Genomic DNA, 14,934 nt, shown 5'->3' with positions numbered 1-14,934 from the left:
TCCCGTCAGGCCGCGTGCGGCTGTTTCTCGTAGAGGAAATGCAGCACCTGCTGGCGGTACTGGTGATAGCGCGGGTCATCCGCCAGCGCCACGCGAGAACGCGGGCGCTCCAGTGCCACCGCCATGATTTCCCCGACGGTGGCGGCCGGGCCGTTGGTCATCATCAGCACCCTGTCGGACAGCAGCACCGCTTCATCCACGTCGTGGGTAATCAGCACGATGGTGGTGTTCAGGCGTTGCTGGATTTCCATCACCGCATCCTGCAAATGCGCGCGGGTCAGCGCATCCAGCGCGCCGAACGGCTCGTCCATCAGCAATACTTTGGGTTTCATCGCCAGCGCGCGGGCAATGCCGACGCGCTGTTTCATGCCGCCGGAAATTTCGTGCGGGCGCTTGTTCAGCGCATGCCCCATGTGTACCAGTTCCAGGTTATGCACAATCCACTCGTGCATTTCGGCCTGACGCATCTGGCCGCGAAACACCTGTTTTACCGCCAGCGCCACGTTGTCGTAGGTGGTAAGCCACGGCAGCAGCGAATGGTTCTGAAATACCACCGCCCGCTCCGGCCCTGGGCCGTCGATTTCACGGTTATCACACAACAGGCCGCCCTGCGTCGGCAGCGTCAGCCCGGCAATCAGGTTAAGCAGCGTTGATTTGCCGCAGCCGGAATGGCCAATCAGGCTCAGGGTTTCGCCGGTGTGAATATCAAAGCTCACGTTATCGAGCGCCACGAACGAACCGCTGGCGGTGGAGAAACGCTGGCTGACCTGCTGAATACGAATAATCGGTTGATGTCGCATCGGTTTCTCCTTAACGGGTTTCATAGCTGAAACGTTTGGCCAGTAACATCAGCCCGTGTTCAAGTACCAGCCCAACCACGCCAATCACCAGGATTGCGATGATGATGTTGGGCACGTTGAGGTTGTTCCACTCGTTCCAAATCCAAAAACCGATGCCGATGCCGCCGGTCAGCATTTCCGCTGCCACGATAACCAGCCAGGCGATACCGATAGACAAGCGCACCCCGGTCAGCACGCTCGGCAATACCGCAGGCAGCAGGATTTTGCGCATGATGGTGAACTCAGACAGCTTCAACACGCGTGCCACATTCAGGTAATCCTGCGGGATCTGGCGCACCCCTTCGGCGGTGTTGAGGATCATCGGCCAGATAGAGCAGATGAAAATCGTCCAACTGGAGGCCGGTTCAGCGCGCTGGAACAGCAACAAACCGATGGGCAGCCACGCCAGCGGGCTGACCGGGCGCAGCAGCGAAATCACCGGGTTGAACATCGCCGCCATAAAGCGGAAGCGGCCAATCAGGAAACCGGCGGGAATGCCCACCAGCGCCGCCAGACCGAACCCGATGCCGACGCGCTTGAGAGATGCCAGCACATTCCAGCCAATGCCTTTGTCGTTCGGGCCCGCCACATAAAACGGGTCGGCAAAAATGCTCTGTGCCGCCAGCCAGGTCTGCCACGGCGTCGGGAACCCTTTGCTGCTCAACGCCGCGATTTGCCAAAGCGCCAACAGTAACAACATGCCGATGCCACCCGGCAGCAGCCGGGATGCCATCAGGCTCAGGCGCGGCTGCCAGGCGGCGCGCGGCGCGATGACCGCCGGTTTATCCGCTGGCGGTATGCTTGCCGCTTCGGGTAACGTCACCACGACGGCATCACTGGCGGCACTGGCGGCGCTGGTTTTTTCCGGTTCAGCGTCAGGGACGATCGAAAGAATCTGGGCTTGCGTTTTCATGGTCGCTCTCCGTTACTTTTTCACGCTGACGTTCGCGCTGACGTTCACACTAAAGCTGTTGGCATAACCGGCCGGATCGCTGCCGTCCCACCGCTTACCGTCCATCAATACGCTGCTGCGCATCTCACTGGATGGCAGCGGTACATTGCCGACCGCGCTGGCGGCCTGTTTGTAGATATCGATGCGGTTGACCTGACGGGCCAGCGCCTGATAGTCCGGCTCCTGCGCCAGCAGGCCCCAGCGTTTGTGCTGGGTGAGGAACCACATGCCGTCAGACAGATACGGAAAGTTCACTTCGCCGTCGTGGTAGAAGCGCATCGCGTGCGCGTCCTGCCAGTGTTTCCCGACACCGTTGTCGTATTGCCCCAGCATGCGCCCGATAATCGTCTCCTCCTGGGTATTGACGTAGGCCCGCCCGGCGATGACGCGCGCGGTTTCGCGCCGGTTATCGTCCGAGCTGTCAATCCAGCGCGAGGCCTCCAGCACGGCGGCTATCAAAGCACGCGCCGTATTGGGATTGGCGTTAACCCATTGCGCACTGGTGCCAAGCACCTTCTCCGGGTGATCCGGCCAGATCTCCTGCGAGGTGGCGGCGGTAAAACCGAGGCCATCGGCAATGGCGCGCTGGTTCCAGGGCTCGCCAACGCAAAAACCGCTCATGTTGCCTATCTTCATGTTCACCACCATTTGCGGCGGTGGCACCACTACGGTACGCACGTCATCAAACGGATTGATGCCAGCGGCACCCAGCCAGTAATAGAGCCACATGGCATGGGTGCCGGTGGGAAACGTCTGGGCGAAGGTGTATGTGCCCGCCGGACTGGCTGATATGAATTTTTTCAGGCTGGCACCATCCGTCACGCCCGCCTCGCGCAACGCGTTGGACAGGGTGATCGCCTGGCCGTTGTTATTGAGCGTCATCAGCGCCGCCATGTTGTGCTGCGGCCCCGACGCACCGGCCTGCAAGCCATACAACAACCCATAGAGCACGTGGGCGGCGTCCAGTTCACCCGACACCAGCTTGTCGCGCACCGCCGCCCAGCTCGCTTCCTTACTCGGCACAAGGGTAATACCGTATTTCTTGTCAAACCCTTTGACCGAGGCCATCACTACCGAGGCGCAATCGGTCAGTGGAATAAAGCCAACGCGCACCTCTTTTTGCTCCGGGGCGTCAGAACCGGCCGCCCAGGCGCTGTTCATTACTCCCGGCATGCCCGGCAACAACATCGCGCCGCCCAGTGCGGCACTCCCGACCAAAAACTGGCGCCGGGAAAACGCCGGTGTTTGGTTACTGGTTTTCTTATCGGTTGTGGAATCACTCATCAACGACACCTCGGCAACCCGCCCTGCGGCGGTAAAAACAAAAAGGCGCCCATAAGCCATGCGAAAAAATCGCACGCTTATGGGCGCCTTTGCCCAGCGTCTTTCCGTACCGCCATTGGCACGGAAAAGCGCAGTGAATTGTTACCGGAGATGAAGCAAGGTGTGTGCCAACCTGTCAGAGATCCCTGTGACCTGACAACACATTGAGTCAACCGTCCATGCTGTGTCGAATAACCGACCTGTCCCGATGGGGCTATTTTGCTCGCCGCAGGCGCGGCAAATATTGAGCTGGATCAATTCAGCCGGGATATCTAACCGAGAGACGACACCGGCAATCAGCGTGCCGAATGTCCGTCTCGCGGCGTAACCCGCACTGACAACTGCACCGTTATCTGGCAGGTTGCGCACATTTTATGTGCATATTATGTGGTGTACACATTATGTGATGTACACACCTCTTATAGACACATCCCGCCGGGATAAGCGCCGGGTCGGTTCATCGGTCAGGGTGCCTGAAAGACATCCGCCACCGCCAGCATCGCGGTGGCTATCTCGATAAGCTTCTTATTTTGGTTCATTGCCATGCGGCGCAGAGTTTTATACGCCTCTTCTTCGCTCAAGCCTCGGTGTTGCATTAACAGCCCTTTGGCGCGGTCGATTTGACGGCGTTCATCGAGCGTCGCGCGCATCGCCGCCAGCTCATGATCGAGCGCCTGTAAGCGCCGCGCCTGCTGCTGCACCAGCGATAATAGCGAGCGCCCCAGCTGTGGCCGCATGCCATCGCTATCAAGCCAGCCGTTTTGCGCATCGACGCCCTCATTCTTCTCGGAGCGTGCGATAAACACCGAATAACTGTGCTCCTCGCCCTGATGAGCCGCCATCAGGCTGGCGACATCCGCTTGCTGATCGAGACAGGCTTGCTCGGCGGCGGCAATGCGCTCACGGCACAGTTGCATCAGCGCCTGTGCGAGGCTGTCTTCAATGTGCTTCATCGCATCGATACGCGCGGTCGCCAGCGCAAACCAGTGCAAACCGCCGTCCGGCGACAGGTTATCCGGCACGCGTGTGCAGGCGAGGCGACGCAGGCGCTCAAATTCCCGGTCGGTTGCCAGAGTCTGCCAGCTTTCGCGACTGCTCTCATCGGCAAAATTAACGAAGGTATCGAAGCAACGCTCCTGGCGCTCAATCAAATCCAGCAACGCGTGCTGCACGCTGGCGGGAAACTCACCGGCGGCAAACGCCGCCGCGCCGACCGCCCGCTCCTGCCCGGCCAGCTCTTTGCCCTGCATGAAACTGAACATCGCCACCAGCGCACGCGCGATAACCGGTTCGGCGGCGGTATCCGACACCTCAAACACCAGCGCCAGTAAATGGCGGATGGCGTCGTTAAATAGCGCCATCACCGCTGACTGTGCCAACACCCGCTGTTGCATCTGCTGGCGCATCGACGGCAACAGCCCAAGGGTATAGACCACGCTGGCAGCACGGCTGAACAACCGGCTGGCCTGCGGCAACAGCCCGGCGCGCTGCGCCAGGTCATCAAGCTGTGCCATAAACTGCGCTTCGGCCTGTTGAACGTCCTGTTCACGCTGCGACAACTCATCGGCACACAGCCGCCCGTCCGAGCACAGGAACAGATTGGACGTGCCACGCTCCCGTTGCAGCATATGCACCAGTTGGCTGATGCGCCCCACCAGTTCGCCGCTTTGCAGCAAACCGCGCAGGCTGTTTAGCTCACACTGGCGCGATGCCATCAGGAAACGAATTGTCGTTGAAGGGTCCGCTATCATTCTCTCTGCTCTCCACACGGCATGCGCTATCCTCATGCCGCCCTACCATGATGAAGGGGTTTTTCCATGCAAAACCCTTGCCTTATCAGGCGCTGACCTGAAAACCCACAGACCATTTTAGCAGAGTGAAAAGCGCAGCCCTGAACGGTCATCTCAAGCGGCTGACGCCGGCGCAAAACAGAAAGAGTTGGCCATCATGCATTAATCAGCGGTGGGCACGGCAAGTGGCGGGTCGTGATAACCCCGCGCGTTACGGCTGCGGTGTTATCTGACCGCGCACGCCGGACAATCTCGCCCGGCGCGCGGCAGCGTTAGTGACTCTCATTGGGGAACAGGAACGGGTTAATGCTGCTGCGGGCAAAACCTTCTTCTTCCATTTTGACATCCAGCACCAGCGAGGCCAGATCGTCTGCCACGGCATCGACCTGATGATCTTTCTCCTGATACAACAGTTTCAGGTAGGTGCCACAATCACCACAGCTTTCTGCTTTGATAGCGGCCTTTTCATCATCCAGCGACCAGTAGTGCAATTGACCAGACTGCTCGCAGTTGCTGCATTTCACGCGCACCATGTGCCACTCACTTTCACACAGATTGCAGTGCAGGTAGCGCAGCCCGCTGCTGGTGCCAATTTGAATAACACCGGATACCGGCATACTGCCGCAGACCGGGCAAAACTGGCGATGTTCGCCGGTTTCTGCCTTGGCAGCGGCCGGGAGCTGGGTTGCCATTTGCGCCCAGTACAATGAGAGAGCCGCCCAGACAAACGGCGCTTTATCGTTAATTTGTTCGCTGAATTGCTGGTTTAACAACGCTTGCGCCAGCGTTTCCCACTCTTGCGCCGACATTTTTTCCAGATTCTCAAGCGTACTCAGCACCTGGCCGGTGGCAGAGGGTTTGAGCTCTTCAATCAACGCCTGCAACAAAACATGCCAGTGAGGGTCTCGCTTAAACGTGGTGATATCCAGCGGGGGGCGGCCATTGTTTTGCGCCAGCGCCGGAACCAAATCCTGATGCAGGGGGTGATCATGCCAGACTTTATGTTGCGCTTCGGTCACGGTGGCCGCAAAACGTAAGTAAGCGTCCAGCGGATGGTTTTCCGCCAGTTGGCGCAGCCGCTCGGCCCGCAGCCGGTACAGACTTTTTTGATTGGCAAACAACACCGCTGGGATAGTCCCGATAGTCGAAGGCTTTGCGCTATCTGCCAGTTGTTCTTGCGGCACAATACGAATACTCATCAGGTTATGCGTCCTGTTTATCGAGAATAATGAAAAAACACCACGGCCATCGCTGACCAGGCCATATCATGTCATGAGATATGCATGTCATTTATGCATGTCATTAAAGATGCATGTTAACAGGTTATACCGCGCAATCGCACAACCCGGCGTGATTTTCCCTGCGGCAAGTGGGGGTTCGCCGTGTGGACGCTCCGCGCGCGCTGGCCACGGCTGGTCAGGAAAACCGCCGGTAACAGGATGGACACAACCCGCGCCCCGTCGCACAATGGGCGCTGCCGTTTATCGCTAACACCTGCACAAGCCAGCGCGATTAAACACCGGCACCCCGGTTGATTGCCTGCACCACACACTGGCATGACGATAATAAAACACAACGATTTTAGCGTCCGTAACGCACTCTCTCGCCGGAGACAACACCATGACGACCGCTTTCTCTCACGAACCACAGCTTGCACCTGCCGTTTCTTCATCGGCTTATCGCAAAATTACCTGGCGTCTTATCCCGTTTTTATGTCTGTGTTATCTCGCCGCCTACCTTGATCGCATCAATATTGGATTAGCCAAACTGCAAATGGCCAGCCAGCTTGCCTTGAGCGACATGGCATTCGGGCTGGGCGCCGGTCTATTTTTTCTGGGCTATATCCTCTTTGAAGTCCCCAGCAATCTGATACTGCAACGGGTGGGCGCACGCCTGTGGATTGCGCGGATCATGATAACCTGGGGCATCTTGTCCACAGCGACATTGCTCGTTACCACGCCTGTTCAGTTCTATGTTCTACGTTTTCTGCTGGGCGCGGCGGAAGCCGGTTTCTTACCCGGCGTACTCTATTATTTAACCCACTGGTTTCCCTCGTGGCGGCGCGGGCGCATTATTGCGTTATTCATGATTGGCCTGCCGTTATCGAGCATCATTGGCGGCCCGCTATCGGGCTGGATTATGGCGCATTTCGACGCACAGCTTGGCTTACACGGCTGGCAATGGATGTTTTTACTCGAAGGGCTGCCAAGCGTCTTGCTCGGCATGATGGCGCTCTGGCTTTTGCCGGATAACGTCAATCAGGCACGCTGGCTCAATGAGCAAGACCGGGCCCAGGTTCGCGCAGACCTGATGCTGGACGCGCATCAGGCTCCGGCCATCAAACACCGCTTTCGCGATGGATTCTTTAACCTGAAAGTCTGGATGCTGGGCGGTATCGACTTTTCTATTCTCTTGTGTGCCTATGCCATGGGGTTCTGGCTGCCGACCTTTATTAAGCAGGCCGGTGTTGTTGACATCGGTTTGATAGGCTGGCTGACGGCCATTCCCAGTGTGGCGGCACTGGTCGGCATGCTGGCGCTCGGCACCAGTTCCGACAGATTACGGGAGCGGCGCTGGCATATCATCATACCGTTCTGGCTGGGGGCCGCCGCTATCGTGGTGAGCACCTTTTTCAGCCATAATCTGGTGATGACCGTGCTGCTGTTTTCACTGGCGCAAGCCGCTGTCATCGGTACGGTGCCGGTATTCTTCAGCCTGCCCGCCACATTTCTCACCGGCACCGCTGCGGCAACCGGCTTCGCACTGGCCTGTTCACTGGCCAATATCGCCGGGCTGGTCAGTAACACCATCATGGGCTTTGCCATGCAATTAACCGGCAGCGGCAACGGCGCGCTGTGGTTTTTTGCCGTGTGCCTGTTGCTCAGTTCTCTGTTGGTCATCGCGCTTCCGGCTAAACTGGTCAATCGCTGAGGCCTGATATACGCCAGCCCTCCTCGCTGGGGGCGGGCGTCTCGCCACGTTTCAGCACGCTGCTTTTGTCTCGCGCGCGTAAAAACCGCGCTATACCGCACGCGTTTTCCCGCCGATTTATTATTATTTTTTTCTGTGACTCCCTGCACACGAGAAAAAAGTTATTAATGAAAATAAGAATACTCCGATATATTTTATCGACTGCATTTAAGGCGCATGAAGCTGCCCACGTTTCATAACAATAAATCCAAATTGCTTTTACCTAACCGTCAAATATCAAGGAAAGTTAAAAAGCAACACTCAGGAAAACAATATGACTTATATTAGAAACATAACGATACGCAAAGCGCTCCTCTCTATTTTCTTTATTTTCTTATTACTTTGGAGTGCAGTTTCTTTTATGGAGCTTTATTCTCTCAATCAAGTCAACGCGTTACTGCAATCAAACCAGGAACAACAAAAAAATTCCGACCTGATGTCTCATGGCACAGAGGCCTATTTCCGTACGTCAATGCGTTTATTTATGGCTGCCGATTTGTTGCAATCTGGTGACAAAGAAAGCGCGCAAAAATTATCAAAATCAGCGGCAGAGGTACTCAATATTAGTATTGAAAACCTGAACGCATTTACCCGTTCAACCCATGACGGCATTCCGAAAGATATTCAGGATAATGTGATTGATAACTGGAAACGAATTAATACCGAAACGGTAAAAATAGCCGCGCTTTTAGAAAAGGGAGAACTGGAACAATTCCGCACTATTATGCGCACCACGATGCCGCCCATCAGTATCGCTTTTAGTAAAGCCAGTGAACAATACCTGAAACAATTAGATCAACAAGACCAAAATAACGACAGTACGATTAATTCTATTATCTCTACCTGCAAACAAGTATTGGTCTGCGCATTGGCTTTAGGTGTGCTGATTGTTTTCCTGACTGACCGCTATCTGGTTGCTAACCTGATAACGCCGCTGCACCATATCCGCGAACATTTTAAAACCATTGCCGATGGCAAATTGCACCACACGATTGAGGATTTTGGCCGCAATGATGTGGGCCAGTTAATTCCCTACTTGCGTGATATGCAAGAGAGCCTGACGCGTACCGTCAGCCTGATTCGCAACAGTGCCCATGCCATTTATCAAGGCGCGAGCGAAATTAGCACCGGCAATAATGATTTATCGGCCCGGACAGAGCATCAGGCCTCGGCGCTGGAGCAAACCGCCGCCAGCATGGAACAGCTGGGCGCTACCGTGAAGCAGAATGCCGATAATATCACGCAAGCCAATCGACGTGCGCAGGATGCCTCACACATGGCTAAAAACGGCGGTAATCTGGTCGATAACGTGATAACGACCATGAATGACATTACGCAAAGCTCGCGCAAAATTGCTGATATCACCAATGTGATCAATGGCATCGCGTTTCAGACTAACATTCTGGCGCTTAACGCGGCAGTAGAAGCGGCACGGGCCGGTGAACAAGGGCGCGGCTTCGCTGTGGTGGCAGGCGAAGTGCGCAGCCTGGCGCAACGTAGCTCACAGGCGGCCAAAGAAATCGAAGGGCTGATTAACGAATCGGTTGAGCGAATCAATACCGGCTCCGGGCAAGTGGCGCTAACCGGGCAGACCATTCACGATATCGTCCGCGCCGTCACGCAAGTCACCGATTTGATGGCGGAAATCGCCTCGGCGTCGGTAGAGCAGGAGCGTGGTATTAGCCAAATTGCTCAGGCTGTTACCGAGATGGATAGCGTCACGCAGCAGAATGCGGCGCTGGTGCAGGAATCGGCGGCGGCGGCCACGTCGCTGGAAAGTCAGGCGCGTGAACTGACTTCCGCCGTTGAGGTGTTTGAGATCGCCACCAACAGCAGTGCCTTGCCGCAGGCGCGCCACTCCCGCGCATCGGCAATGGCGGCATTACCCACCGCCGCTGGCTCACACGCCATTGGCAGAAAAGCGCCTTCGTCTGCTTCTACCAATGCCAACGATGACTGGCAATCCTTCTAATCCTTCTGACGGGTAGATAGCGTAATAAAAAAACCGCACCGGCAAGCGTTGCCGGTGCGGTTTATCCCCCTGAGACCTGCCTCGCTTAAGTCAGCACAGGCAGGTACAGCGGCCTCAGTGTTGTTTTTCCTGCTGTTTGGCCTGTAACTCACGATACCAGCGTGGATGGTGTTTTTTCGCCCAGGCGCTGGATACCCAGCCTTCTACCATCGCCGTAATGGTGCCTTTCACCCACAGTGCCGCATACACATGCACCATGATAGTCAGAATCAGCCCTACTGCCGAAACCGAATGCACCACCAGCGCCGCGCGGATAATCGCAATCGAGAAAGAAGGCGCGAAATAGGGCCGCCAGATAACCACGCCACTGGCCAGCAGCAACAGCAGGCTGGTTATCGCCAGCCAAAACACGCATTTCTGCCCGAAGTTATAGCGCCCGGTGTCGCCGACTTCTTCATTGCGCGCAATCTTATGGATGTTTTTCGCCCATTCGATGTCATCGCGCTGAATCAGGTTATGTTTCCAGTAGCGCAGGAACATCAGCATAAACGCCAGAAACATCACCACGCCGACGAACGGATGCAGAATACGCGCCAGTTGCGGCGTGCCCAGTACGTTCATCAACCAGTTGAATGACGGAAAGAAAAAGCCCAAACCACTGAGCGCGGCGAACACAAAACAGAATGCCACAATCCAGTGATTGATGCGCTCAGGGGCGCTATAACGCTGAATCCGATTACTCTTTTTCATGTTGTTTGCCCTCGTGCGCCTCTTCTTCGTCGTCTACCCGGTTCGGGCCGATACCTACATAGTGGAATACACTGGCGGCGAATGTTGCGGCAAAACCGATAGCGGCCAGCGGCTTCCAGATCCCTTTCCAGAAGGTCACTGCCGGGCTAATGCTCGGGTTCGCCGGCAGGCCGTTGTACAGTTGCGGCCGGTCTGCGTGGTGCAGCACATACATCACATGCGTGCCCCCCACCCCAGCCGGGTCGTACAAACCGGCATTGTTGTAACCACGGCTATTCAGGTCTTTTACCCGTTCAGCCGCCAGCACTTTCATTTCCTCTTTGGTACCGAAGTGGATGGCCCCGGTCGGGCAGGTCTTCACGCAAGAAGGTTCCTGACCCACTTCGACCCGGTCAACGCACAGGGTACATTTGTAGACTTTGTTATCGTCTTTATTCATACGCGGCACATCGAACGGGCAACCGGCAATACAGTAGCCACAGCCGATACAATGCTCAGATTGAAAATCGACGATGCCGTTGGCGTACTGGATAATCGCCCCTTCCGACGGGCAGGCTTTCAGGCAGCCTGGGTCGGCGCAGTGCATACAGCCATCCTTACGGATAAGCCACTCCAGTTTGCCGTTCTCCTCCACTTCAGAAAAACGCATTACCGTCCACGACTTGGCGCTCAGGTCGGTCGGGTTATCATAGACCCCGACGTTATGGCCTACGTCGTCGCGGATATCGTTCCACTCCGAGCAGGCGACCTGACAGGCTTTACAGCCAATGCAGGTGGTGACATCGATAAGCTTGGCCACCTGCTCTTTGTGATTACGCGCCTGCGGCGACGGCGTGAGTGAGTTCGTCGCGGAGCGACGAATAATATCTTGTGATTGCATTGCCATAGTGTTTCTCCGCGACTACGCCTTTTCCACGTTCACCAGAAACGCCTTGTACTCAGGGGTCTGGCTGTTGGCATCCCCGACATGCGGCGTCAGTATGTTGGCCATAAACCCTTTCTGGGTGGTGCCCTCAAAACCCCAGTGACAAGGCACACCAATGGTTTCTATCGGCTTGCCCTGGATGGTCAGCGTGCGGATACGCTTGGTGACGACCGCTTTCGCCTTGATGTAGCCGCGCTTGCTGCTGACTTTCACCACATCACCGGCCTTGATGCCTTTTTGTTTCGCCAGCGCCTCGCCGATTTCCACAAACTGTTCGGGTTGCACAATGGCGTTCAGACGCGCATGTTTTGTCCAGTGACGGAACAGCTCGGTTATCGAGTAGGTGGTGGCCACAAACGGGAACTCCTCTACCGTCCCCATTCGCGGGCGGTCGGCATCGAGAATACGGGCGGCCGGGTTCACCTGCACTTTGCTGTAAACCGGGTTGGATTTCAGCGGTGACTCCAGCGGCTCGTAGTGCGCCGGGAACGGCCCTTCCGCCATCTTGTCGATAGCAAACAGGCGGCCCATCCCCTCGGCATTCATGATAAACGGCCCGGTGGCGCTGCCCGGTGGTACGGTAACAGCAAAATCGGCAACGTCGATGCCCGTCCACTTCTGGCCGTTCCAGCGGATAAGCTCGCGTTTTTCATCCCACGGTTTCCCTTGCGGGTCAGCCGAGGCGCGGTTGTAGAGAATGCGGCGGTTCTGCGGCCAGCACCATGCCCAGCCCGGCGTACAGCCAAGCCCTGATGGGTCGGCGTTGTCGCGGCGCGCCATCTGGTTGCCCGCCTCCGTCCACGACCCGGCATAAATCCAGCAGAAGCTGGCGGTGGTGCCATCATCGCGTAACACGGAGAAATCCGGCAGCTGTTGGCCTTTTTTCAACAGCAGGTTGCCCTTGTCATCATACAAATCGGCCAGCGCGCGACCATTGGCCTCGCGGGTTATCTCCTCTGCAGACGGGTCTTCCGGCTCCAGATAATCCCAGCTCATATTCAGCACGGGTTCGGGGTTCGCGCCCCCTTCTTTGGCGTAAAGTTCACGCAGGCGCAGGAATAGCCCGGCCAGAATCACGCCATCCTGACGCGCTTCTCCTTGCGGCTCGGCCCCTTTGTAGTGCCATTGCAGCCAGCGGCCCGAGTTGACGATGGAGCCGTTCTCTTCGGCAAAACAGCTCGATGGCAGGCGGAACACCTCGGTTTGAATGGCTGACGGGTCAACATCATTCAGTTCGCCGAGGTTCTGCCAGAAGTTAGAGGTCTCTGTCGCCAGCGGGTCGATGACCACCATGTATTTCAGTTTTTTCAACGCATCGCGCGCTTTGTTGGAGTCAGCAAAGGCGGCCATCGGGTTGAACCCCTGTACGATGTAACCGTTGACTTTGCCATCGAGCATCATGCGTGAATAGGCCAGCGCATCGTAGCTTTTATCCCACTTCGGCAACCAGTGATAACCCCACTCATTGTCTTTGGTGGCGTTATCGCCCCAGAAACTTTTCATCATGCTGACGAAAAACTTCGGTGTGTTCTTCCAGTAGTTGACCTGATCGGCCAGCAACGCTTTCGGGGTTATCTGGTCAAGATACTCTTTCAGCGAGGTCTGTTTTTCCGATGGCAACGGCATGTAGCCCGGCAGGTTGAGCGACAACAGCCCTAAATCGGTGTAACCCTGAATATTGGAGTGGCCGCGCAGCGCATTCACGCCGCCGCCCGCCATCCCGACGTTACCCAACAGCAGCTGAATCATGGCGGCGGTGCGGATAATCTGGGCACCCGCAGTGTGCTGCGTCCAGCCCAGCGCATACATAATGGTCGCGGTGCGATCCGGCACACAGGTCGAGGCCAGTTGCTCGCAGATAGTCAAAAACTCCTGCTTTGGCGTACCGCAAACGTTCGTCACCAGATCCGGGGTATAGCGGCTGGCGTGCTCCCTGAGCAAATTCCAGACGCAGCGCGGGTGCGTTAAGGTGTCATCGCGTTTGGCAAAACCGTTTTCATCCAGCTCATACTGCCAACTGGTGCGGTCATAGCGGCGCTCTTTTTCGTTGTAACCGCTAAAAATCCCCTCATCAAACTGGTAGTCCTCACGGACTATCAGGCTGGCGTTGGTGTAGGCCTGCACATACGGCATCTGCACCTTGCCATGGGAGAGTAGGTAATTCACCACCCCGAGCAGGAAGGTGATGTCTGAACCGGCGCGAATAGGCGAGTACATGTCGGCAACGGCGGCCGAACGGTTAAAGCGCGGGTCAACCACAATCAGCTTCGCACCGTTGTGGATCTTGGCTTCTACCGCCCACTTAAACCCGACCGGATGCGCTTCTGCCGGGTTGCCGCCCATCACCAGAATCACATTGGCGTTTTTGATATCGACCCAGTTATTGGTCATGGCGCCGCGCCCAAAGGTCGGTGCCAGTGCCGCAACCGTCGGGCCGTGGCACAGGCGAGCCTGGGTGTCCAGCCCGATAATGCCGAGCGCCCGCGCGAATTTTTGATCCAGAATGCCGGTTTCATTGCTGGCAGCCGAGGAGCACAGCATACCGGTAGTGAGCCAGCGGTTGACCGTCACGCCAGCGGCGTTTTTCTCAATGAAATTGGCGTCGCGGTCTTTTTTCATCAGACGGGCGATGCGATCCAGCGCTTCATCCCAACTGATGCGCTGCCATTTATTGGAGCCCGGCGCACGGTATTCCGGGTATTTCAGACGCTGATCGCTGTGGATAAAATCAATCAGCCCCGCCCCTTTCGGGCACAGTGAACCACGGCTGACCGGATGATCCGGGTCGCCTTCGATATGGTAAATGGCGGGTTTGGCATTTTTAGCACCATCACCCAGGCTATACATCAAAATGCCACAGCCGACGGAACAGTAGGTGCAGTTATTCCGGGTTTCTCTGGCGCGCAATAATTTATATTGGCGGGTTTCAGCGAATGCCGCACTGGGAGAAAACCCCAGAGCCGTGACGGTTGTTCCAGCCATTCCGCCCGCACATATTTTAAAAAACTGTCTTCTGCTGACCTGCATGGGAGATTCCTCGCACGACATCACTCAGAGCCATACCCTCATCACGTCAAATTGCTGGTGTAATCCAGCCGCTGATATTGATAAGCCGCTGGCAATTGACTGCAACGCCGCCTTCCTGCCACTTGGATGATGGAGGGTATACATCGTATTGGTGTATTAATGCTTTATTGGTATGAATGATTGTTGGGTTTTTTCACACAAAACCACACTACACGTATGTATTATGCGCTGGCAAATAAAAAGCGCCAAGCAATTATCTCAATAACAACAAATCCGTCACACTTCATTATAGAAAAGGTTTTTTTTAACGTTAACACCGGCTTATGTAGAATAATTCTCATTAACATCAGACTATCAGCCGCCTTATCGTTATGCATTTTTTTACA

10 protein-coding genes are annotated in these 14,934 nt (G+C 56.1%); 2 read left to right on the top strand and 8 right to left on the bottom strand.

What is annotated here, in order from left to right:
• Positions 1 to 5 precede the first annotated feature (5 nt).
• From O1Q98_RS05925 to fdhE, 5 genes are all read right to left on the bottom strand, one after another.
• Positions 6 to 800 carry an ABC transporter ATP-binding protein gene (locus tag O1Q98_RS05925; RefSeq protein ID WP_125260063.1) on the bottom strand — a complete coding sequence of 265 codons (795 nt, stop codon included), beginning with the start codon at positions 798 to 800 and terminating at the stop codon, positions 6 to 8.
• A 10-nt stretch (positions 801 to 810) separates the two neighbouring features.
• Positions 811 to 1,752, bottom strand: coding sequence for a nitrate ABC transporter permease (gene ntrB, locus O1Q98_RS05920; RefSeq protein WP_125260064.1), 942 nt, complete (start codon positions 1,750 to 1,752; stop codon positions 811 to 813).
• Positions 1,753 to 1,764: 12 nt separating this feature from the next.
• The gene (locus O1Q98_RS05915; RefSeq protein WP_125260065.1) at positions 1,765 to 3,075 is read right to left on the bottom strand and encodes an ABC transporter substrate-binding protein; all 1,311 of its coding nucleotides are present in this window, start codon (positions 3,073 to 3,075) and stop codon (positions 1,765 to 1,767) included.
• A gap of 503 nt (positions 3,076 to 3,578) precedes the next feature.
• Positions 3,579 to 4,865, bottom strand: a complete 1,287-nt coding sequence (locus O1Q98_RS05910) for a nitrate regulatory protein (RefSeq protein ID WP_125260066.1) — start codon at positions 4,863 to 4,865, stop codon at positions 3,579 to 3,581.
• A 311-nt stretch (positions 4,866 to 5,176) separates the two neighbouring features.
• Positions 5,177 to 6,103, bottom strand: coding sequence for a formate dehydrogenase accessory protein FdhE (fdhE, locus tag O1Q98_RS05905; RefSeq protein WP_125260067.1), 927 nt, complete (start codon positions 6,101 to 6,103; stop codon positions 5,177 to 5,179).
• Positions 6,104 to 6,524: 421 nt separating this feature from the next.
• Between fdhE and O1Q98_RS05900 the strand changes: the two genes are divergently transcribed.
• A complete protein-coding gene (locus O1Q98_RS05900; protein WP_125260068.1) occupies positions 6,525 to 7,835 on the top strand; it encodes an MFS transporter in 1,311 nt (436 codons plus the stop codon).
• A 313-nt stretch (positions 7,836 to 8,148) separates the two neighbouring features.
• Positions 8,149 to 9,846, top strand: a complete 1,698-nt coding sequence (locus O1Q98_RS05895; RefSeq protein WP_125260069.1) for a methyl-accepting chemotaxis protein — start codon at positions 8,149 to 8,151, stop codon at positions 9,844 to 9,846.
• Positions 9,847 to 9,960: 114 nt separating this feature from the next.
• Here O1Q98_RS05895 and fdoI read toward each other — a convergent pair whose 3' ends face one another.
• From fdoI to fdnG, 3 genes are read right to left on the bottom strand one after another with little or no spacing between them, the layout of a single operon-like run.
• Positions 9,961 to 10,596, bottom strand: a complete 636-nt coding sequence (gene fdoI, locus O1Q98_RS05890) for a formate dehydrogenase cytochrome b556 subunit (RefSeq protein ID WP_125260070.1) — start codon at positions 10,594 to 10,596, stop codon at positions 9,961 to 9,963.
• Positions 10,583 to 11,482 carry a formate dehydrogenase subunit beta gene (fdxH, locus tag O1Q98_RS05885; RefSeq protein WP_125260071.1) on the bottom strand — a complete coding sequence of 300 codons (900 nt, stop codon included), beginning with the start codon at positions 11,480 to 11,482 and terminating at the stop codon, positions 10,583 to 10,585. Before fdxH ends, fdoI begins: the two co-directional genes overlap by 14 nt.
• A 15-nt stretch (positions 11,483 to 11,497) precedes the next feature.
• Positions 11,498 to 14,548 (bottom strand): formate dehydrogenase-N subunit alpha, encoded by a 3,051-nt coding sequence (fdnG, locus tag O1Q98_RS05880; protein WP_125260072.1) that lies wholly within the window; start codon positions 14,546 to 14,548, stop codon positions 11,498 to 11,500.
• Positions 14,549 to 14,934: the final 386 nt, after the last annotated feature.

It is taken from the genome of Dickeya lacustris, assembly GCF_029635795.1.
GTDB classification, from domain to species: Bacteria; Pseudomonadota; Gammaproteobacteria; order Enterobacterales; family Enterobacteriaceae; genus Dickeya; species Dickeya lacustris.
The sequence above is the reverse complement of the archived record's forward strand: the minus strand, read 5'-3'. Positions and strand labels throughout refer to the sequence as shown.

Bases quoted from the DNA above. Each gene is read 5' to 3' on its own strand.
- O1Q98_RS05925 (WP_125260063.1), bottom strand. From the start codon at position 800: ATGCGACATCAACCGATTATTCGTATTCAGCAGGTCAGCCAGCGTTTC.
- ntrB (WP_125260064.1), bottom strand. From the start codon at position 1,752: ATGAAAACGCAAGCCCAGATTCTTTCGATCGTCCCTGACGCTGAACCG.
- O1Q98_RS05915 (WP_125260065.1), bottom strand. From the start codon at position 3,075: ATGAGTGATTCCACAACCGATAAGAAAACCAGTAACCAAACACCGGCG.
- O1Q98_RS05910 (WP_125260066.1), bottom strand. From the start codon at position 4,865: ATGATAGCGGACCCTTCAACGACAATTCGTTTCCTGATGGCATCGCGC.
- fdhE (WP_125260067.1), bottom strand. From the start codon at position 6,103: ATGAGTATTCGTATTGTGCCGCAAGAACAACTGGCAGATAGCGCAAAG.
- O1Q98_RS05900 (WP_125260068.1), top strand. From the start codon at position 6,525: ATGACGACCGCTTTCTCTCACGAACCACAGCTTGCACCTGCCGTTTCT.
- O1Q98_RS05895 (WP_125260069.1), top strand. From the start codon at position 8,149: ATGACTTATATTAGAAACATAACGATACGCAAAGCGCTCCTCTCTATT.
- fdoI (WP_125260070.1), bottom strand. From the start codon at position 10,596: ATGAAAAAGAGTAATCGGATTCAGCGTTATAGCGCCCCTGAGCGCATC.
- fdxH (WP_125260071.1), bottom strand. From the start codon at position 11,482: ATGGCAATGCAATCACAAGATATTATTCGTCGCTCCGCGACGAACTCA.
- fdnG (WP_125260072.1), bottom strand. From the start codon at position 14,548: ATGCAGGTCAGCAGAAGACAGTTTTTTAAAATATGTGCGGGCGGAATG.